The 19570-nt window shown below is 64.6% G+C and carries 15 protein-coding genes; 13 read left to right on the forward strand and 2 right to left on the reverse strand.

What is annotated here, in order from left to right:
- Position 1: 1 nt before the first annotated feature.
- The 5 genes from JJC00_RS00170 to trmB all read left to right on the forward strand — a co-directional run bounded on the left by JJC00_RS00170 (position 2) and on the right by trmB (position 5326).
- Positions 2-1120 carry a hemolysin family protein gene (locus JJC00_RS00170; protein ID WP_246774053.1) on the forward strand — a complete coding sequence of 373 codons (1119 nt, stop codon included), beginning with the start codon at positions 2-4 and terminating at the stop codon, positions 1118-1120.
- The gene (gene lnt, locus JJC00_RS00175; RefSeq protein WP_200470786.1) at positions 1117-2730 is read left to right on the forward strand and encodes an apolipoprotein N-acyltransferase; all 1614 of its coding nucleotides are present in this window, start codon (positions 1117-1119) and stop codon (positions 2728-2730) included. The genes JJC00_RS00170 and lnt overlap by 4 nt, the downstream gene beginning before the upstream one ends.
- 231 nt (positions 2731-2961) lie before the next feature.
- Positions 2962-3375, forward strand: a complete 414-nt coding sequence (locus tag JJC00_RS00180) for a helix-turn-helix domain-containing protein (RefSeq protein ID WP_057746952.1) — start codon at positions 2962-2964, stop codon at positions 3373-3375.
- A gap of 86 nt (positions 3376-3461) precedes the next feature.
- Entirely contained in the window at positions 3462-4619 is a 1158-nt protein-coding gene (locus tag JJC00_RS00185; RefSeq protein WP_200470787.1) for a M20 family metallopeptidase, read from the forward strand.
- Positions 4616-5326, forward strand: a complete 711-nt coding sequence (trmB, locus tag JJC00_RS00190; RefSeq protein WP_200470788.1) for a tRNA (guanosine(46)-N7)-methyltransferase TrmB — start codon at positions 4616-4618, stop codon at positions 5324-5326. The genes JJC00_RS00185 and trmB overlap by 4 nt, the downstream gene beginning before the upstream one ends.
- A 114-nt stretch (positions 5327-5440) precedes the next feature.
- Here trmB and JJC00_RS00195 read toward each other — a convergent pair whose 3' ends face one another.
- Positions 5441-6523 (reverse strand): DUF2336 domain-containing protein, encoded by a 1083-nt coding sequence (locus JJC00_RS00195; protein ID WP_200470789.1) that lies wholly within the window; start codon positions 6521-6523, stop codon positions 5441-5443.
- 359 nt (positions 6524-6882) lie between these two features.
- Here JJC00_RS00195 and rimP point away from each other — a divergent pair, with 359 nt between their 5' ends.
- The 8 genes from rimP (at position 6883) to pnp (ending at position 17217) form a co-directional block, all read left to right on the forward strand.
- Positions 6883-7638 carry a ribosome maturation factor RimP gene (gene rimP / locus JJC00_RS00200; RefSeq protein WP_200470790.1) on the forward strand — a complete coding sequence of 252 codons (756 nt, stop codon included), beginning with the start codon at positions 6883-6885 and terminating at the stop codon, positions 7636-7638.
- 2 nt (positions 7639-7640) lie between these two features.
- Positions 7641-9251 carry a transcription termination factor NusA gene (gene nusA / locus JJC00_RS00205; protein WP_200470791.1) on the forward strand — a complete coding sequence of 537 codons (1611 nt, stop codon included), beginning with the start codon at positions 7641-7643 and terminating at the stop codon, positions 9249-9251.
- 23 nt (positions 9252-9274) lie between these two features.
- Positions 9275-9958 (forward strand): RNA-binding protein, encoded by a 684-nt coding sequence (locus JJC00_RS00210; protein ID WP_200470792.1) that lies wholly within the window; start codon positions 9275-9277, stop codon positions 9956-9958.
- A gap of 70 nt (positions 9959-10028) precedes the next feature.
- Positions 10029-12707 carry a translation initiation factor IF-2 gene (infB, locus tag JJC00_RS00215; RefSeq protein WP_200470793.1) on the forward strand — a complete coding sequence of 893 codons (2679 nt, stop codon included), beginning with the start codon at positions 10029-10031 and terminating at the stop codon, positions 12705-12707.
- Between the two features lie 156 nt (positions 12708-12863).
- Positions 12864-13295: a 30S ribosome-binding factor RbfA gene (rbfA, locus tag JJC00_RS00220; RefSeq protein ID WP_200470794.1), complete on the forward strand. Its 432-nt coding sequence runs from the start codon at positions 12864-12866 to the stop codon at positions 13293-13295.
- Positions 13292-14410 (forward strand): tRNA pseudouridine(55) synthase TruB, encoded by a 1119-nt coding sequence (truB, locus tag JJC00_RS00225; RefSeq protein ID WP_200470795.1) that lies wholly within the window; start codon positions 13292-13294, stop codon positions 14408-14410. Before rbfA ends, truB begins: the two co-directional genes overlap by 4 nt.
- 2 nt (positions 14411-14412) lie before the next feature.
- Positions 14413-14682 (forward strand): 30S ribosomal protein S15, encoded by a 270-nt coding sequence (gene rpsO / locus JJC00_RS00230; RefSeq protein ID WP_027531556.1) that lies wholly within the window; start codon positions 14413-14415, stop codon positions 14680-14682.
- 378 nt (positions 14683-15060) lie between these two features.
- Complete coding sequence (gene pnp / locus JJC00_RS00235; protein ID WP_200470796.1) at positions 15061-17217, forward strand: polyribonucleotide nucleotidyltransferase; 2157 nt, start codon at positions 15061-15063, stop codon at positions 17215-17217.
- Between the two features lie 77 nt (positions 17218-17294).
- Here the strand turns inward: pnp and katG are convergent, their stop codons facing one another.
- Complete coding sequence (katG, locus tag JJC00_RS00240) at positions 17295-19460, reverse strand: catalase/peroxidase HPI (RefSeq protein WP_200470797.1); 2166 nt, start codon at positions 19458-19460, stop codon at positions 17295-17297.
- Between the last annotated feature and the right edge of the window lie 110 nt (positions 19461-19570).

Consider the following 19570-nt stretch of genomic DNA (forward strand, 5'->3'; position numbering starts at 1 on the left):
GATGCCGGATTCAGAGCCTATTCACGACAATCCGCGCAACACGGCCAATCTGCCGGCCGTGGTCACGCCCGGCGAGGTCACGCGCCCGACGGCGGACGGCTGGCTGCTGCGCGCCATCCGCACGCTGTTCGGCTGGAAGGCGGGATCGGTGCGCGACGATCTCCAGGTCGTGCTCGATGCGACCACGCCCGGCGATACCGGCTTCTCCGCGGTCGAGCGCACCATGCTGCGCAACATCCTCGGCCTGCACGAGCGCCGCATCGCCGACGTCATGGTGCATCGTGCCGACATCATCGCGGTGAAGCGCGACATCCCGCTCGGCGAATTGATGGACCGGTTCGAGAGCGCGGGCCATTCGCGCCTCGTGGTCTACAACGAGACGCTCGATGACCCCGTCGGCATCGTCCATATCCGCGACCTGCTCGCTTTCATGACCGCGCGGGCGCGCGTGTCGGAGGCCACCAAGACCAAGCGCAAGAAGCCGCTGCCGGCCGGGCTCGATTTGCGCACCGTCGACCTCGCGATGCCGCTGCAGGACGCGCGCATCATCCGCAAGCTGCTCTACGTGCCGCCGTCGATGCGGGCGATCGACCTGCTCGCGCAGATGCAGGCCACGCGCATTCACCTGGCGCTGGTCGTCGACGAATATGGCGGCAGCGACGGGCTGGTTTCGCTCGAGGATATCGTCGAGCAGATCGTCGGCGAGATCGACGACGAGCATGACAGCGACGAGCCGCCGTCGATCGTACGGCTGCCCGACAACGCTTTCATCGCCGATGCCCGCGCCAGCCTCGACGACGTCCGCACGGTGATCGGCGAGGACTTCGTCACCGGCGAGGCCGGCGAGGAAGTCGAGACGCTGGGCGGCTACCTCGTCAGTTTCGTCGGGCGCCTGCCGGTGCGCGGCGAGGTGATCTCGGGCCCCGGCCATTACGAGGTCGAGGTGCTCGATGCCGATCCGCGCCGCGTCAAGCGGTTGCGCATCTCGACGCGGAAGGAACGCCCGGCGCCGCGGACCCAGCGCGAAAGCCGCCGCCGCGAGACCACGCCCGAGAGCGGCCAGCCGCCGGCGGGCGACACACCGACCCCGCCGCCTGCCGACGGGACCGGCCCGCAGTGAGCGCATTCCAGCGACTTCGGCAAATTGCGCTTGCCATCATCCTGACCTGGGGATGGAAGCGCGCGCTGCTTGCGACGGCGTGCGGTGCGCTGTCGGTGCTGGCGCTGGCCCCGTTCAATGCCTGGCCGGTGCTGTTTATCACCTTCCCCGTGATGGTCTGGCTGATCGATGGCGCCGGCGCCGGACGATATGGCGGCGTCCCCGCCGCGGCGCTGACCGGCTACTGGTTCGGGCTCGGCTATTTCGTCCCCGGCCTCTACTGGATCGGCTACGCCTTTTTTGTCGACGCGGATGTGTTTGCCTGGCTGACGCCGTTCGCGGTGTTGGGCCTGCCGGCCTATCTCTCCATTTTCACCGCGATCGGCTTCGCGCTGGCCCGCCTGCTCTGGACCAAGGATGCCACCCGCATTCTCGCGCTCGCCGCGAGCCTCACGGTCAGCGAGTGGTTGCGCGGGCACGTGCTGACCGGCTTTCCCTGGAACGCGTTCGGTTATGGGCTGTCGGAGCCGCTCGCACTGGCGCAGACGGCCTCGCTGATTGGCCAGTGGGGCATGACGTTCCTCACGGTTGCGATCTTCGCGGCACCTGCGGTGCTGATCGACCGCACGCGCGACCGCAGCCTCGCATGGCGCGTGCCGGCCGGGGCCGTTGCGCTGCTGGTCGTGATGGGCATCTTCGGCGCCATCCGCATGGCGCTGCATCCGACCACAATGGTTGCGGGTGCCAAGCTGCGCCTGATGCAGCCGAACCTCCAGCAGGACCAAAAATTCAACTACTCCGCCAAGGCGGAGGTGATGAAGAAATATCTCGCGCTGTCGGATCGCGCCTCTGGACCGCAATCGACCGGCGTGAGCGCCGCCACGATCTTGATCTGGCCGGAATCCGCCTTTCCGTTCTTCCTGACCCGCGAAGCCGACGCGATGGCGCAAATCGCCGAACTGCTGCCCAAGGGCACGGTGCTGATCACCGGATCGGTCCGCGCCCCCGATCTGCCGCCGGGCAAGCCGATCACGCGGGCCTACAATTCGATCTACGTGATCGATCACGATGGCAGCGTGCTCGCGGTCTACGACAAGCTGCACCTCGTTCCGTTCGGCGAATTTCTTCCCTACCAGAATTTGATGGAGAAGCTCGGCTTCGAACAACTGACGCGGATACGCGGCGGCTTCATTCCCGGCACGGTGCGCCGTGTGCTGCCGATACCGGGGGCGCCGCCCGCGCTGCCGTTGATCTGCTACGAGGCGATCTTCCCCGGCGAGGTCGGGACGCGCGACGAGCGCCCGGGCTGGATGGTGAACCTCACCAATGACGGCTGGTTCGGCATCTCGACCGGACCTTACCAGCATCTGGAGCAGGCGCGGATGCGCGCCATCGAGCTCGGACTGCCGCTGGTCCGCTCCGCGAACACCGGCATCTCGGCGGTGATCGATCCGGTGGGACGCACAGTGGCCAGCCTCGGTCTCGGAATCGAAGGCATTTTGGACGCAGGTCTGCCCACCGCAATCCCGCCCACCATCTATGCGAGAGTCGGAGACATCCCCGCAGCCATGCTCGTCGCGCTGGCTGTGATTTTGGCGGTGCGACGACGTGTTGCCAAACGGCACCCCTGATCGCGCCGTCGCTAGCGGTTTCCAGCGAGGCGGCCGGAAACCTTTGACAACCGTAGTCCCACGGTTGACAGATTGCACGCGGGCTCCCCATTCTGCACCGGCTGCACAAGACAGCGGTGCATTGCTAAATTTCTCCGCAATGTTTCCCCAATCAGGGTGAAGTTTTGACGTCGCTGTCACCCGAGGCAATACTTTCATTGCGCCGACGGTGGTGTTTGGAGGGCTGAGGACATGTCGAAAGCGCCCAACCCTGTTGACAAATATGTCGGCAGTCGCGTGCGCATGCGCCGCATCATGTTGGGCATGAGTCAGGAAAAGCTCGGTGAAGCTTTAGGCCTGACTTTCCAGCAGATTCAGAAGTACGAGAAGGGCACGAACCGCGTCGGCGCAAGCCGAATCCAGCAGATTGCGGAGATTCTGCAGGTGCCGGTGTCGTTCCTGTTCGAGGGCGGACCGAGTGGTGTGGCCGGCCCCGACGGCTTCGCGGAAGGCGCATCTCCCTCTTATGTCTCCGACTTCCTGGCGACATCGGAAGGGCTGGCGCTGACCAAGGCGTTCACCCGAATCACCGATTCGAAGCTGCGCCGTTCAATCGTCGATCTCGTCGAGCAGATCGCCGCCCGCGAAGGCCCGGACAAGCGCTGACGCGCCAACTCATTCCGATTTGAGGCTGCGCCAAATCTGGCCTATGTCGTCATTTGCGGGTGCTGCTTTGCGCTGCCTCCGCCGAGATGATGCGATTCGAAGGCACAGATACGTTCATGGCGAGCTCCAATTCGTTCGATTCCCAAATTATTCTCGATGGTATCCGCCGCTGGGTGGAGATCGAGACGCCGACGGAAGTGCCCGCACAGGTCAACAAGCTGACCTCGATGGTTGCCGACCACTATCGCGATCTGCCCGTCACGCTCGAACGCGTCGCCGGCGTCGATGGCTGCGGCGGTCATCTCGTGGTGCGTTCGGCCTGGGGCCAGGACCGGCCCGGTATCCTGGTGCTCAGCCATCTCGATACCGTTCATCCCATGGGCTTCATTGCGCGCCTGCCGTTCAAGGTCGAAGGCGACAGCGCGTTCGGTCCCGGCATCTACGACATGAAGGGCGGCGCCTACATCGCCTATCACGCCTTTCGCGAGCTTTGCGGTGCACCCGAGCGGCCGCCGCTCGGCATCACCCACATGTTCACCTCCGACGAGGAGATCGGCAGCCCGACCTCGCGCGCGCTCATCGAGGCGGAAGGGCGCAAGGCCAAGTACGTGCTGGTCACGGAACCGGCGCGCGACGGCGGCAAGATCGTCACCGGACGCAAGGGCGTCGGGCGATTCAAGATTTACATCAAGGGCGTGCCCGCACATGCCGGCTCGCGGCCCGAAGACGGCCGCAGCGCCGTGCGCGAGCTCGCCAATGTCATCCAGACGCTGGAAGGGATGAATGATCTCAAGCGCGGCGTCACCGTTAATGTCGGCGTGGTGCGCGGCGGCACGCGGCCCAACGTCACGCCGGAAGAGGCCTTTGCCGAAGTCGATTTGCGCGTGCCTGGCTTCAACGATGCCGAAGAATTCGTCGGCAAGATTCTTGGGCTGACATCGAAGACCGACGGCGTCACCGTCACCGTTACCGGCGAGCTCAACCGTCCGCCCTATGAGAAGGGCAATGCGGGCGCCTCGCTGTACGAGCACGCCAGGACGCTGGCCGCGGAGATCGGCTTCGAGCTGATCGACACCAACACCGGCGGCGGCTCGGACGGCAATTTCACCGCGCCCTATACCGGCACGCTCGACGGGCTCGGCGTCGACGGCAAGGGCGCACACACCCATTATGAGCAGCTCTACGTCTCCTCGCTCGAGCCGCGCGCGCGGCTGCTCCATCGCCTGTACCAGACGCTGCGATGAGCGAACGCAAATCAGATCCCGATCGCGCGGACGGCGAGCGCGCCTTCTTCGGACGGCGCAAGGGCCACAAGCTCAGGCAGCACCAGGCCGAGCTGGTCGACCATCTGCTGCCGCATCTCGCGCTCGACATCACGACGGAGCGGCCGGCGAGCGCCGCTGAGATCTTCGATCCAGCAGCCGACGACGTACGGCTCGAGATCGGCTTCGGCGGCGGCGAGCATCTGGCGGCGGAAGCACAGAACTTCGCGACGACGGGCTTCATCGGCTGCGAGCCCTATGTCAACGGCATGGCAAAGATCCTCGCGCAGATCGAGGCCGCCAACATCGCCAACATCCGCCTGTTCGCCGGCGACGCCGCCGAGCTGCTGGCCTGGCTGCCGGACGCGTCGCTGTCGCGGATCGATCTGATCCACCCCGATCCCTGGCCGAAGCGGCGACACTGGAAGCGCCGCTTCGTTCAGGACCGGACGATCGTCGCAATGGCGCGCGTGCTGAAGCCGGGCGGTGAATTCCGCTTCGTCTGCGATATCGACGACTACTGCGCCTGGACGCTGTCGCATCTTGCGCGCGCGCCGGATTTTCAGTGGCTTGCGGAACGCGCCGATGATTTTCGTCAGCCCTGGGCCGGCTACACCATGACGCGCTATGGACGAAAAGCCGCGCGCGAAGGGCGCAAGGCGGCATATCTGCGATTCAAACGGAAATGATTGTCGTTCCGGGGCGATGCGCAGCATCGAACCCGGAAGTTCGAGATTCTCAGGTGCGCAAGTGCGCACCATAGTTCGCGCCTCGCGCGCCCCGGAATGACTGGAGAAATGATCTCAGATCGTCTGCCGATTGCGCCAGAATTTCACGACGCGCTCTGCGGTCGTCGGCATCAGGCGCGTGAAGTTCACGCGCGCTTGCTCAAGATCGGCATCGGCCGGCATGCGATGCGGCCCGTACCACATCAGGATCAGCGCGCGCACCGTGGGCCAGCCGAGATTCAGGACCCGTCCGAGGATCAGGATCGGATCGTAGCGGTCGCCCGCGATCAGGCGATTGAGCATCGAAAGCCTGACGCCGGCCATCGCCGCGAGCGTGGCGACCGATTCCTCGTATTTTTGTGCCTTGGCAAAACCGAGCAGCGCGCTTTCGCCGAGATGGCCGCCGCGATGCAGGCCAAGCACCGTACGTTGCGCGGCGGAGAAATCGCGCCGCGGGCCGGGCGGCAGCGCGGCTTCCTCGATCGACGCCATGGCGCGCTTGATCTCGACCTGGCGCGTCGGATTGACCACGATGGACAGGCGACGGCGAATGACATCGAGCGTGCCGTCCAGGAGTTCCTTGAGGTGCTCGCCGGAGAGATCTTCGCGCTGGCCAATCTTGAGCGTCAGCACGCCATCCTGGCTCGCGCGCTTGATCAATTCCGAATAGCCACCGGCTGAGAAGACCGCACCGGCATTGCCCGCGGCGCGGCGCACCACGTCGCGATCGCCGCGATCGACCAACACGTCGGTGATCTCAGTCGACAGGGTCGGCCGATCCGTCATCGCCAGCAGATGGCCCTGGCCCTTCAGCCGGGCGATCTCGACCAGCGCAGCTTCATCGAGCACGGGCGATCGGCGCAGCACCGGGCCCGCCACCAGGATTTCGTTTTCACGCGCGAACTGCCCCACCAAGTGAGGCGGTGCATTGTCCAGCCGCGAGAAGCGCTCGGCGAGATCGACGCGCGAGGCCAGCTCCGCATGCGGAACGAGATCGATCAGAAGATTGTCGAAGAGATCGACGAGCTCGGGACGGAGTTTTGACGCGTCCTGAAAGAACAGCGCAGCAATGGCGCTCGCGATCTCGCCACGACGCCGGGGATCGCCGCGTTTGACGATATCGTCCAGTCCGGGAATGAGCGACGTGGCAACGGTCATGAAACGCAACTCGAATATGGCACGCCGTGGGCGCGCCATAGGCTGAAGCCGCCCCACAACCGCGAAAATTAGGCCCGCTTCATGAAGGAAGCGTTGCTCTGGCGCTGCCAGCCGGGGCGCAAAAAGCCCGCATCCGGCTGCGATGGGCCTTGTCCGGGAGGGCGGAAAGGGCTATATCAGGGCCAATTCATCTTCTCATACGATCCGCGTAGTGAGAGTGGGCCCGAAAGGACCCGCTCTTTTTTATTACCTGAACGCGGCTTGGCGGAAGGTGCGGCCCGACGGACTGTCGGGAAAGTTCCGAAGCGGGCTTTGACGTTTTAACCAAGCCTTAACCATCGAGCGCCTTGACCTCTGATATGACCGAACCGAACACTGGTTCCACCGATGCCGAGTTGCTGGCCGAGCCGAGGCTCGTGGTCGAGCCAGGCGCGGCAGCACGGGTGTCTGCGGTCGCGGCGCCAGTGCTCGAGGGCATGGGTTACCGTCTGGTGCGGATCCGCATTTCCGGGGAAGCCGGCTGCACCGTGCAGATCATGGCCGAGAGGCCGGACGGCTCGATGCAGCTCGAGGATTGCGAGGCGATCTCGCGGGCCCTGTCGCCCGTGCTCGACGTCGCCGACCCCATTGATCGCGCCTACCGGCTGGAAATCTCCTCGCCGGGGATCGACCGCCCGCTGGTGCGCCGCTCCGATTTCGAGCGCTATTCCGGCCATCTGGTCAAGATCGATATGGCAGTCGCCCATGAAGGGCGCAAGCGGTTCCGTGGCACGCTCGGTGCCGTCGAAGGCGACCGCGTGCATCTGCACCGCGACGACGCCAAGGCGAACGACGATGCCGACGTGCTCCTGACGATGGAAGATATCGCCGAGGCGCGGCTGGTGCTGACCGATGAGCTGATCGCGGAATCCATGCGGCGCGGCAAGGCCGAGGAGCGCCAGATGCGCCGTGATCTCGGCATCGCGCCGCCGCAGGCACCGCACGCGGAGATCAGTGCGAAGACCACCAAGAACACCAAGCCGAAAAAGAAGCCGGCCCCGACCAATACGAAGAAACATCGCCTTGCCGCCGAACGAGCGCGACGCGGCGAGATCGAGCCTGACGAAGGAGACTAGCCATGGCAGTCAGCGCCAATCGACTTGAATTGCTCCAGATCGCCGACGCCGTCGCCCGCGAGAAATCGATCGACCGCGGCATCGTCATCGCGGCGATGGAAGATGCCATCGCCAAGGCGGCGCGTGCCCGTTACGGCAGCGAGACTGACGTTCACGCCGAGATCGACCCGAAGAAGGGCGAGCTGCGGCTGTCGCGTCACATGCTGGTGGTCGACAAGGTCGAAAATCATTCCAACCAGATCTCGCTGGTCGATGCGCAGCGCGCCAACCCCGGCGCCCAGGTCGGCGACACCATCGCCGACACCCTGCCGCCGCTGGAATACGGCCGCATCGCCGCGCAGTCGGCCAAGCAGGTGATCGTGCAGAAGGTGCGCGAAGCCGAGCGCGACCGGCAATATCAGGAATTCAAGGACCGCATCGGCGACATCGTCAACGGCGTCGTCAAGCGCGTCGAATATGGCAGCGTGATCGTCGACCTTGGCCGCGGTGAAGCCATCATCCGGCGCGACGAGATGCTGCCGCGCGAAGTGTTCCGCAACGGCGACCGCGTCCGCGCCTACATCTTCGACGTCCGCCGCGAGACCCGCGGTCCGCAGATTTTCCTGTCCCGCACCCATCCGCAGTTCATGGCAAAACTGTTCGCGCAGGAAGTGCCTGAAATCTACGACGGTATCGTCGAGATCAAGGCGGTCGCCCGCGATCCGGGCTCGCGCGCGAAAATCGGCGTGATTTCCCGCGATTCCTCGGTCGATCCGGTCGGCGCCTGCGTCGGTATGCGCGGCTCGCGCGTGCAGGCCGTCGTGAACGAACTGCAGGGCGAGAAGATCGACATCATTCCGTGGTCGCCCGACATCGCGACCTTCGTGGTCAACGCGCTGGCGCCGGCGGAAGTCTCCAAGGTCGTCATCGACGAAGACCGCGAGCGCATCGAGGTCGTGGTGCCCGACACCAACAACCAGCTCTCGCTGGCGATCGGTCGTCGCGGCCAGAACGTCCGCCTCGCCTCGCAGCTCACCGGCTGGGACATCGACATCCTGACCGAGCAGGAGGAATCGGAGCGCCGCCAGGCCGACTTCGAGAACTCCACCCGTGTCTTCATGGAATCGCTCAATGTCGACGAGGTGGTCGGCCAGTTGCTCGCGTCCGAAGGCTTTACCTCGGTCGAGGAACTCGCGATGGTGGATCTCAAGGAACTCGCCGGGATCGAGGGTTTCGACGAAGAGACCGCACAGGAGCTCCAGAACCGGGCCCGCGAATATCTCGATCAGCAGGAAGCCGAGATCGAGGCCCGCCGCAAGGAACTCGGTGTCGAGGACGGCGTGAAGGAGGTCCCCGGCGTCACCTCGAAGATGCTGGTGAAGTTCGGCGAGAACGACATCAAGTCGGTCGAGGACCTCGCCGGCTGCGCCACCGACGATCTGGTCGGCTGGACCGAGCGCAAGGAAGGCGGCGAGCAGACCAAGTTTGCCGGCGCGCTCGACGGTCTCGGCGTCTCCCGCGACGATGCGGAAGCCATGATCATGCAGGCCCGCGTCAAGGCCGGCTGGATCACCGAGGCTGACCTCGCCAAGCCGGCCGAAGAGGCTGAGGCGACCGAAGATCAGCCGGCTTAAGGGCAAAGGAGAATGTCGCCCGGATGCTCACCGATACTGACACCGAACTCGACCATGGACCGCGGACCGAAAGGTCCGCGACCATGCGTATGTGCGCGGTCAGCCGCGAGGTCCGGCCGATCGACGATCTGATCCGCTTCGTCGTATCGCCGCAAGGCGACATAGTTCCCGATCTCAAGCGCAAGCTGCCCGGACGGGGCATGTGGGTCACGGCATCGCGACAGGTGGTTGCGGAAGCCGTGCGGCGTCACCAATTTACCAAAGCCTTCAAGCGCGACCTGCGCATTCCCCCGACGCTCCCCGCCGACATCGAGGCGCTTCTGGTTCGGAGCGTGACCGAAGTCCTTGGGATCGCCGCCAAGGCGAGGCAGATCGTCGCCGGTTTCGGCAAGGTCGAGAGCGCCCTGCGGGAAGGCACGGTCGAGGTCCTGATCCATGCCAGCGACGGGGCCGCGGACGGAATCCGCAAATTGGACATGCTGGCGCGGCAAAATGACGGAAATCGCGGTGTTCAGCCGCCGATTCCCGTCGTCACCGCATTGAAATCGATAGAATTGGATTTGGCACTTACCCGGTCAAATGTGATACATGCTGCCCTGCTCGCGGGCCCGGCGAGCAAGTCATTCCTGTCACGTAGCCAGATGCTGGTCCGATACCGGATGGCGGACGCTGACAAGACTGCCGAAAAGCCCGGCCAGGATTTCTGAGAGACAACGACGACCCGATTGGACGGTGCGGCAACGCACAACACTGACAAATCAGGATTAGGACTGCTGAATGGTTGATACCAAGACCCCTGACGACAAGAAGCTGAGCGTTCCGAGCAAGACGCTATCGCTCAAGCCGCGCGTCGAAACGGGCACTGTGCGCCAGAGCTTCAGCCATGGCCGCAGCAAGCAGGTCGTGGTCGAGAAGCGCGGCAAGCGCCGTATCGACGGCAGCCCTGAGCCGCAGGCACCCACGGTTGTTGCAAAGCCGGCGCCAGCTGCACCTGCGCCCGCCCCTTCACGCCCCGCGCCGCAGCGTAACGCCGGCTCCGGCGTCGTGCTGCGTACGCTGACCGAGGATGAACGCTCCGCCCGCGCCAGCGCGCTCGCCGATGCCAAGGTGCGCGAAGTCGAAGAGCGCCGCCAGGCCGAGGAAGAGGCCCAGCGCCGCTCCGTTCGCGAGGCCGCCGAACGCGCCGAGCGCGAAGCCGCCGAGTCCCGCCGCAAGGCCGAGGAAGAGCGCCATCGTCACGAGGACGAGGCCAAGCGCAAGGCCGAGACTGAAGCCAAGAAGCGCTTTGGCGAAGGCGAGCAGTCGGCAGCGGCCGCGCGTCCCGCGGCAGCCGCTTCGGCAACCAGCGCTCCGCGCTCCGCGACGACCACGACGCGTCCTGCGGCGACGACCACCCGTCCGGGGACCACCACGGCGCGGCCGGCCGGCCCGCCGGCGCGCGCCCCCGGCGTTGCGGCCGGTCCCGACGAGGACGATGGTCCGCGCCAGATCCGCCGAGGTCCCGGCGGCGCCGCGCGTCCTGTCGTCGCTCCCAAGCCCACCCACAAGCCCGGCCCGCAGAAAGAGCGCGGCCGCCTGACGGTCGTCACTGCGCTCAATGCCGACGAGGTTCGCGAGCGCTCGATCGCCTCGTTCCGTCGCCGCACCCAGCGCCTGAAGGGCCACGCCGCCAACGAGCCGAAGGAAAAGCTCATCCGCGAGGTGATCATTCCGGAAGCGATCACCATCCAGGAACTCGCCAACCGCATGGCCGAACGCGCGGTTGATGTCATCCGCATGCTGATGAAGCAGGGCGCGATGCACAAGATCACCGACGTGATCGACGCCGACACCGCGCAACTGATCGCCGAAGAGCTCGGTCACACCGTCAAGCGCGTCGCCGCGTCCGACGTTGAAGAAGGCCTGTTCGACGCCGTCGACGATTCCAACGACACCGAGACGCGTTCTCCGGTCGTGACCGTGATGGGCCACGTCGATCACGGCAAGACCTCGCTGCTCGACGCGCTCCGGCATGCCAACGTTGTCTCCGGCGAAGCCGGCGGCATCACCCAGCATATCGGCGCCTACCAGGTGGTGTCGCCCGAGAGCGGCAAGAAGATCACCTTCATCGACACGCCCGGCCACGCCGCCTTCACCGCGATGCGCGCCCGCGGCGCCAAGGTCACCGACATCGTCGTGCTGGTGGTCGCTGCCGATGACGGCGTCATGCCGCAGACGATCGAAGCCATCAACCACGCCAAGGCGGCACGCGTGCCGATCATTGTTGCGATCAACAAGATCGACAAGCCCGATGCCAAGCCCGAGCGCGTGCGCACCGAGCTGCTCCAGCACGAGGTGCAGGTGGAATCCTTCGGCGGCGACGTCGTCGATGTCGAGGTGTCCGCCAAGAACAAGACCAACCTCGACAAGCTGCTCGAGATGATCGCGCTCCAGGCCGAAATCCTCGACCTGAAGACCAATTCGGAGCGCCCGGCCGAAGGCACCGTGATCGAAGCCAAGCTCGATCGCGGCCGTGGTCCGGTCGCGACCGTGCTGGTCCAGCGCGGCACGCTCCGTGTCGGCGACATCATCGTTGCCGGCGCCGAAATGGGCCGCGTCCGCGCGCTGATCTCGGATCAGGGCGAGACGGTTCAGGAAGCCGGTCCCTCGGTGCCGGTCGAAGTGCTCGGCTTCAACGGTCCGCCGGAAGCCGGCGATCGCCTCGCGGTGGTCGAGAACGAAGCCCGCGCCCGTCAGGTCACGAGCTACCGCGCGCACCAGAAGCGCGAGAACGCGGCTGCCTCGATCTCCGGCATGCGCGGCTCGCTCGAGCAGATGATGTCGCAGTTGAAGACGGCGGGCCGCAAGGAATTCCCGCTGATCATCAAGGCCGACGTGCAGGGCTCGCTGGAAGCGATCCTCGGCTCGCTGGAGAAGCTCGGCACCGACGAAGTCGCAGCCCGCATCCTGCATGCAGGCGTCGGCGGCATCTCGGAGTCCGACGTGACGCTCGCGGAAGGTTTCAACGCCGCGATCATCGGCTTCTCGGTTCGTGCCAACAAGGAGGCGGCTGCGGCCGCCAAGCGCAACGGCATCGAGATCCGCTACTACAACATCATCTACGACCTCGTGGACGACGTGAAGAAGGCGATGAGCGGCCTGCTCGCGCCGACCTTGCGCGAAACCATGCTGGGCAATGCTTCGATCCTGGAGATCTTCAACATCTCCAAGGTCGGCAAGGTTGCCGGCTGCCGCGTCACCGACGGCACCGTGGAACGCGGCGCCAATGTGCGCCTGATCCGCGACAACGTCGTCGTGCACGAAGGCAAGCTGTCGACGCTGAAGCGCTTCAAGGACGAAGTGAAGGAAGTCCAGTCCGGTCAGGAATGCGGCATGGCCTTCGAGAACTATCACGACATGCGTGCCGGTGACGTGATCGAGTGTTATCGCGTGGAGACGATCCAGCGCTCCCTGTAAGTCCAAATCTTACCGAAGCGCCCGGATCTTTTTGAACTGAAATTGCAGGAGTGCGATGGCCGGATTTTTTCCGGCCATCCACGCCTCATTCGTTCCGACAGGACAAATGACAATGCTCGTGTCCCAAACGCGGGCACGACGAGGTGATTTCCGACTATGCCGCGCCATCATCAGAAAAAGAGTTCCGCGCCCGGCGGCTCGCAGCGTCAGCTGCGCGTCGGCGAGCAGGTTCGCCACGCGATAGCCGATATTCTGGCGCAAGGGACTGTGCATGATGCGGACCTCGAAGGTCACATCATCACCGTGCCGGAGGTGCGGATGTCGCCCGACCTGAAGCTCGCGACGGTCTACGTGATGCCGCTCGGTGGCCGCGACACCGAGATCATCATCGCTGCGCTCGAGCGCAACAAGAAATTCCTGCGCGGCGAAGTCGCGCGGCGCGTTAACCTGAAATTTGCACCTGATCTTCGCTTCCGCGTCGACGAACGATTCGACGAAGCGGAACGGATCGAGAAGCTTTTGCGAACACCTGCGGTGCAGAAGGACCTGGAACAGGATCCGGACTCGGATCGGGAAGAAGAGCAATGATGATGGACCCGGCTCACGGCACGATCGGCAGCGAAGAGCCCGATATGCACGACATGCAGAAAAATAATTTTGCAGACGTCGGCGGTGATGTTCAGCCGCATCAGGAGGCGCGTCGCGTCAACAACGATCCGCGCGCCAACAAGCAGAAGGGCAATCAGCCGCGCCGCGACCGGCGCGACGTGCACGGCTGGGTCGTGCTCGACAAGCCGATCGGGATGACGTCGACGCAGGCGGTTGCCGTCCTCAAGCGCCTGTTCAACGCCAAGCGTGCGGGACATGCCGGCACCCTCGACCCGCTCGCTTCCGGCGGCCTGCCGATCGCGCTCGGCGAAGCCACCAAAACCGTTCCCTTCGTCATGGACGGCCGCAAGCGCTACCGCTTCACCGTGTGCTGGGGCGAGGAGCGCGACACCGACGACATCGAAGGCCAGGTCACCGCGACCTCGGACCAGCGCCCGACCCGGGACGCCATCCTGGCCCTGCTGCCCCGTTTCACCGGGGTGATCGAGCAGGTCCCGCCGCGCTATTCGGCGATCAAGGTCCAGGGCGAGCGGGCCTATGACCTCGCGCGCGACGGCGAGGTCGTGGAACTGGCGCCCCGCCCGGTCGAGATTCACCATTTAAACCTTGTGGATCAACCTGATAACGACCGGGCCGTGTTCGAGGCCGAGTGCGGCAAGGGCACCTATGTCCGGGCGCTCGCCCGCGATATGGGCCGGATTCTCGGTACTTTCGGCCATATCTGCGCGCTGCGGCGGACCCTGGTCGGCCCATTTGGCGAAAATGACATGATTCCGCTGGATCAGCTGGAGGCTTTATGCGATAGAGCCGCGTCCGGCGAGGGAAGCCTCGCCGACGCGCTGATGCCCGTTGAGACCGCGCTGGACGACATCCCGGCACTGGCCGTCACTCGGGCTGATGCGGCAAGGCTCCATCGGGGCCAAGCCGTTTTGTTGCGCGGACGGGATGCGCCCACAAGTAGCGGCACAGTCTATGTCACGGTGGCAGGCCGTCTTTTGGCGCTTGCCGAAGTTGGCAATGGCGAAATCATCCCCAAGCGTGTGTTCAACCTGACCGGCTTGACTGCCTCAACCGGTCGCAACGAGAGAAATTGACGATGTCGATTGCCGCAGAACGCAAAGCGGAAGTCATCAAGACGAATGCCAACAAGGTTGGCGACACCGGCTCGCCGGAGGTTCAGGTCGCGATCCTGTCGGAACGCATCAACAACCTGACCAACCATTTCAAGACGCACGTGAAGGACAACCATTCGCGTCGCGGCCTCTTGAAGCTGGTCTCGACCCGCCGTTCGCTGCTCGACTACCTGAAGAAGCGGGACGAGGCGCGGTACAAGGCGCTGCTCGAGAAGCACAACATTCGTCGGTAAGAGTTCTTGCGCGCGCCACCGGCGCGCGTTTTTGCGCGTGATTTCGAGCGAAAGCGCTTGTTTTAAGGTTTTTGATCGAGCCTCACGCGTATGTCCGGTGCGGGCCAATGCTGCTTCGCATCCGGGGGCATGATGGGCGAAGACCGCGGTTCGGTGTTCGCGCTCGTGCCGACTGACAGTCCAGCAGCAATCCGGCGGCTGGGCGCAACGGGCAAGGTGCCCGTATGACCCGAAAGGATGGACGCCATCCGACATCCAAAAACCATGGCAGGATCGCAGGACGCTGATCGCCCGCTCCGATCAGCGTCCTGCAATCTTGACATGGTTTTTGTTTTTCGAGCCGTCCCTTCTTTCGAGAAACCATGAAAGAAGACCTCTATGTTCAACAAGCATTCAGTCGAGATCGACTGGGGTGGACGCCCTCTCAAGCTCGAAACCGGCAAAATCGCACGCCAGGCCGACGGCGCAGTCATCGCCACCTATGGCGAGACCGTGGTGCTCGCCACCGTCGTCGCGGCGAAGGCGCCGCGTGAAGGCGTCGACTTCCTGCCCCTGACTGTCGACTACCAGGAGAAGACCTACGCAGCTGGCCGCATTCCCGGCGGCTATTTCAAGCGCGAGGGTCGTCCGACCGAGAAGGAGACGCTGGTCTCCCGCCTGATCGACCGTCCGATCCGTCCGCTGTTCGTCGACGGCTGGCGCAACGAGACCCAGGTGATCGCCACCGTGCTGTCGCACGACATGGAGAACGATCCCGACATCGTCGCGCTGGTGGCCTCCTCGGCCGCGCTGACCCTGTCCGGCGCGCCCTTCAAGGGCCCGATCGGCGCTGCCCGCGTCGGCTTCGCCAATGACGAGTTCATCCTCAACCCGACGCTCGACGAGATGGTCGACACCCAGCTCGATCTGGTCGTCGCCGGCACCGCCGACGCCGTGCTGATGGTGGAGTCGGAAGCCAAGGAGCTGAACGAAGACATCATGCTCGGCGCCGTGATGTTCGGTCACCGCCACTTCCAGCCGGTCATCAACGCGATCATCGAGCTCGCCGAGAAGGCCGCCAAGGAGCCGCGCGAAGTCACCGTCATCGACAATTCCGCGCTTGAGAAGGAAATGCTCGGCCTCGTCGAGCAGGAGCTGCGCTCCGCCTACGCCATTCCGGTCAAGCAGGATCGCTACGCGGCGGTCGGCAAGGTCAAGGAAAAGGTGATCGCCCACTACTTCCCCGAAGGGCAGGAGCCGAAATACGACAAGCTGCGCATCGGCGGCGTGTTCAAGGAGCTCGAAGCCAAGATCGTTCGCTGGAACATCCTCGACACCGGCAAGCGCATCGACGGCCGTGACTCAAAGACCGTTCGCAACATCGTCGCCGAAGTCGGCGTGCTGCCCCGCGCGCACGGCTCGGCGCTGTTCACCCGCGGCGAGACCCAGGCGATGGTCGTGACCACGCTCGGCACCGGCGAGGACGAGCAGTACATCGACGCGCTGTCGGGAACGTACAAAGAGACGTTCCTGCTGCACTACAACTTCCCTCCCTACTCGGTCGGTGAGACCGGTCGCCTCGGCGGCACCAAGCGCCGCGAGATCGGCCACGGCAAGCTCGCCTGGCGCGCGATCCACCCGGTGCTGCCGCCGCATCATGAGTTCCCCTACACCACGCGCGTGGTGTCGGAGATCACCGAATCGAACGGCTCGTCCTCGATGGCTTCGGTCTGCGGCGCTTCGCTCGCGCTGATGGATGCCGGCGTACCGTTGAAGCGGCCGACCGCGGGCATCGCGATGGGCCTGATCCTCGAAGACAAGCGCTTCGCGGTTCTCTCGGACATCCTCGGTGACGAAGACCATCTCGGCGACATGGACTTCAAGGTTGCCGGTACGGAAGCGGGCATCACCTCGCTCCAGATGGACATCAAGATCGAGGGCATCACCGAAGAGATCATGAAGGTGGCGCTCGCTCAGGCCAAGGATGGGCGTATCCACATCCTCGGCGAGATGGCCAAGGCGCTCACCAACGCCCGCGCCGAGCTCGGCGAATACGCGCCGCGCATCGAGACCTTCAAGATCGCCACCGACAAGATCCGCGAAGTGATCGGCACCGGCGGCAAGGTGATCCGCGAGATCGTCGAGAAGACCGGCGCCAAGGTCAACATCGAGGACGACGGCACCGTGAAGGTCGCCTCCGCTGACGGCGAGGCGATGAAGGCCGCGATCAAGTGGATCAAGTCGATCGCATCCGATCCGGAAGTCGGCCAGATCTATGACGGCACCGTCGTCAAGGTGATGGAGTTCGGCGCCTTCGTGAACTTCTTCGGCTCCAAGGACGGTCTCGTCCACATCAGCCAGCTCGCTTCTGCGCGCGTGCAGAAGACCTCCGACGTCGTCAAGGAAGGCGACAAGGTCAAGGTCAAGCTGCTCGGCTTCGACGACCGCGGCAAGACCCGGCTGTCGATGAAGGTCGTCGACCAGACCACCGGCGAAGACCTCGAAGGCAAGGGCGGCGAGGGCGAGAAGGCCCCGCGCGAAGCGGCCGGCGAGTAATCGCTCGGCACCACGTCAGAGACACGAAGGGCGGCCTCGCGGCCGCCCTTTTTGTTTGTGTTCTCTGAGCTCAGGGATCAGGCCGCGAGGTCGAACCGATCGAGGTTCATCACCTTGGTCCAGGCCTTGGCAAAATCCTGCACGAACTGCTGCTTCGCATCCGACGAGGCATAGACCTCGGCGAAGGCGCGGAGCTGCGAGTGCGAGCCGAAGATGAGATCGGCGCGCGTGCCGGTCCACTTCACCGCATTGGTCTTGCGGTCACGGCCCTCGTAGGAGCCGTCAGCGGCCGGCGTCCACTGCGTGCTCATGTCGAGCAGGTTGACGAAGTAGTCGTTGGAGAGCGTGCCCACCTTGGCGGTGAAGACGCCGTGCTTCGAACCGTTCGCATTGGCACCGAGCACCCGCAGGCCGCCGACGAGCACCGTCATCTCCGGCCCGGTGAGCTTCAGAAGCTGCGCGCGATCGACGAGGGCTTCCTCCTGCTGCAGGAACTGATGCTTCTTGCCGACGTAGTTGCGGAAGCCATCGGCTCGCGGCTCGAGCGGAGCAAAGGACTCGACGTCGGTCTGATCCTGCGTCGCATCCATGCGGCCCGGCGTGAACGCGACCTTGACGTCGACGCCGGCATCGTTGGCGGCCTTCTCGACCGCGGCAGAACCGCCGAGCACGATGAGGTCCGCGATCGAGACCTTCTTGGCGCTGGATGACGTGTTGAAGTCCTTCTGGATCGCTTCGAGCTTGCCGAGCACCTTGGAGAGCTGGGCCGGCTGGTTCACTTCCCAGTCCTTCTGCGGGGCAAGACGGATGCGCGCGCCATTGGCGCCGCCGCGCTTGTCCGAGCCACGGAACGTCGAGGCCGACGCCCAGGCGGTCGAGACCAGCTCCGACACCGAGAGGCCCGAAGCCAGGATCTTGGTCTTCAGTGCAGCCACGTCCTGATCGTTGACCAGCTCGTGGTCGACCTTCGGAATCGGATCCTGCCAAATCAGCGTCTCCTTCGGCACCAGCGGGCCGAGGTAGCGCTGAATCGGACCCATGTCGCGGTGGGTGAGCTTGAACCAGGCGCGGGCGAACGCGTCCGCCAACTGATCGGGGTTTTCGAGGAAGCGGCGCGAGATCTTCTCATAGGCCGGATCCATGCGCAGCGAGAGGTCGGTCGTCAGCATCGTCGGGCGATGCTTCTTCGACTTGTCGAACGGATCCGGAATGATCGCGTCGGCACCCTTGGCCGTCCACTGGTTCGCACCGCCCGGGCTCTTCGTCAGCTCCCATTCGTACTTGAACAGGTTCTCGAAGAAATTGTTGCTCCACTTCGTCGGCGTCGTCGTCCAGGTCACCTCGAGACCGCTGGTGATCGAATCGCCCGCCAGGCCCGACGCGTGCTTGCTCTTCCAGCCGAGGCCCTGATCTTCCAGCGCGCCCGCTTCCGGCTCCGGACCGACCAGCGACGGATCGCCGGCGCCGTGGGTCTTGCCGAACGAGTGGCCGCCCGCGATCAGCGCAACGGTCTCTTCGTCGTTCATCGCCATGCGGAAGAAGGTCTCGCGGATGTCCTTGGCCGCGGCGATCGGATCCGGCTTGCCGTTCGGGCCTTCCGGATTCACGTAGATGAGACCCATCTGCACCGCGCCGAGCGGCTCGGCGAGCTGGCGTTCGCCGCTGTAGCGCTCATCGCCCAGCCACGTGCCTTCGGGACCCCAATAGAGCTCTTCCGGCTCCCAGACGTCGGCGCGACCACCGGCAAAGCCGAAGGTCTTGAAGCCCATCGACTCCAACGCGACGTTGCCGGCGAGCACCATCAGATCGGCCCAGGAAATCTTGCGGCCGTATTTCTGCTTGATCGGCCAGAGCAGCCGGCGCGCCTTGTCGAGGTTGGCGTTGTCGGGCCAGCTGTTGAGCGGAGCGAAACGCTGCTGACCGGCACCGGCGCCACCGCGGCCGTCCGTGATGCGGTAGGTGCCCGCGCTATGCCAGGCCATGCGGATCATGAGACCGCCGTAGTGACCGAAGTCGGCGGGCCACCATTCCTGCGAGTCCGTCATCAGAGCGGTCAGGTCCTTGATGACCGCGTTCAGGTCGAGCGTCTTGAACTCCTTGGCGTAGTCGAATGCCTCGCCCATCGGATCGGACAGGTTGGAATTCTTGTGCAGCATCTCAATGTTGAGCTGGGTGGGCCACCAGTCGCGGTTCACCGGCGTGGGTTTTCCGCCCGAAAACGGGCACTTCGAAGTGTCGTCCATGAATACCTCCTCTGGTGGCGTCGCACTCGCGCCATTGACCAGGTACAACCACTCTAGGCGTCGCGTTCGATCAGGGGAAGTTGACTTTAATGATCGCTGCGATAGGATTT

The organism is Bradyrhizobium diazoefficiens, from assembly GCF_016616885.1.
GTDB classification, from domain to species: Bacteria; Pseudomonadota; Alphaproteobacteria; order Rhizobiales; family Xanthobacteraceae; genus Bradyrhizobium; species Bradyrhizobium diazoefficiens_F.

Bases quoted from the DNA above. Each gene is read 5' to 3' on its own strand.
- trmB (WP_200470788.1), top strand. From the start codon at position 4,616: ATGAGCGAACGCAAATCAGATCCCGATCGCGCGGACGGCGAGCGCGCC.
- JJC00_RS00195 (WP_200470789.1), bottom strand. From the start codon at position 6,523: ATGACCGTTGCCACGTCGCTCATTCCCGGACTGGACGATATCGTCAAA.
- JJC00_RS00210 (WP_200470792.1), top strand. From the start codon at position 9,275: ATGCTCACCGATACTGACACCGAACTCGACCATGGACCGCGGACCGAA.
- katG (WP_200470797.1), bottom strand. From the start codon at position 19,460: ATGGACGACACTTCGAAGTGCCCGTTTTCGGGCGGAAAACCCACGCCG.
- rbfA (WP_200470794.1), top strand. From the start codon at position 12,864: ATGCCGCGCCATCATCAGAAAAAGAGTTCCGCGCCCGGCGGCTCGCAG.
- truB (WP_200470795.1), top strand. From the start codon at position 13,292: ATGATGATGGACCCGGCTCACGGCACGATCGGCAGCGAAGAGCCCGAT.
- JJC00_RS00185 (WP_200470787.1), top strand. From the start codon at position 3,462: ATGATGCGATTCGAAGGCACAGATACGTTCATGGCGAGCTCCAATTCG.
- JJC00_RS00180 (WP_057746952.1), top strand. From the start codon at position 2,962: ATGTCGAAAGCGCCCAACCCTGTTGACAAATATGTCGGCAGTCGCGTG.
- rimP (WP_200470790.1), top strand. From the start codon at position 6,883: ATGACCGAACCGAACACTGGTTCCACCGATGCCGAGTTGCTGGCCGAG.
- pnp (WP_200470796.1), top strand. From the start codon at position 15,061: ATGTTCAACAAGCATTCAGTCGAGATCGACTGGGGTGGACGCCCTCTC.
- rpsO (WP_027531556.1), top strand. From the start codon at position 14,413: ATGTCGATTGCCGCAGAACGCAAAGCGGAAGTCATCAAGACGAATGCC.
- nusA (WP_200470791.1), top strand. From the start codon at position 7,641: ATGGCAGTCAGCGCCAATCGACTTGAATTGCTCCAGATCGCCGACGCC.
- JJC00_RS00170 (WP_246774053.1), top strand. From the start codon at position 2: ATGCCGGATTCAGAGCCTATTCACGACAATCCGCGCAACACGGCCAAT.
- infB (WP_200470793.1), top strand. From the start codon at position 10,029: ATGGTTGATACCAAGACCCCTGACGACAAGAAGCTGAGCGTTCCGAGC.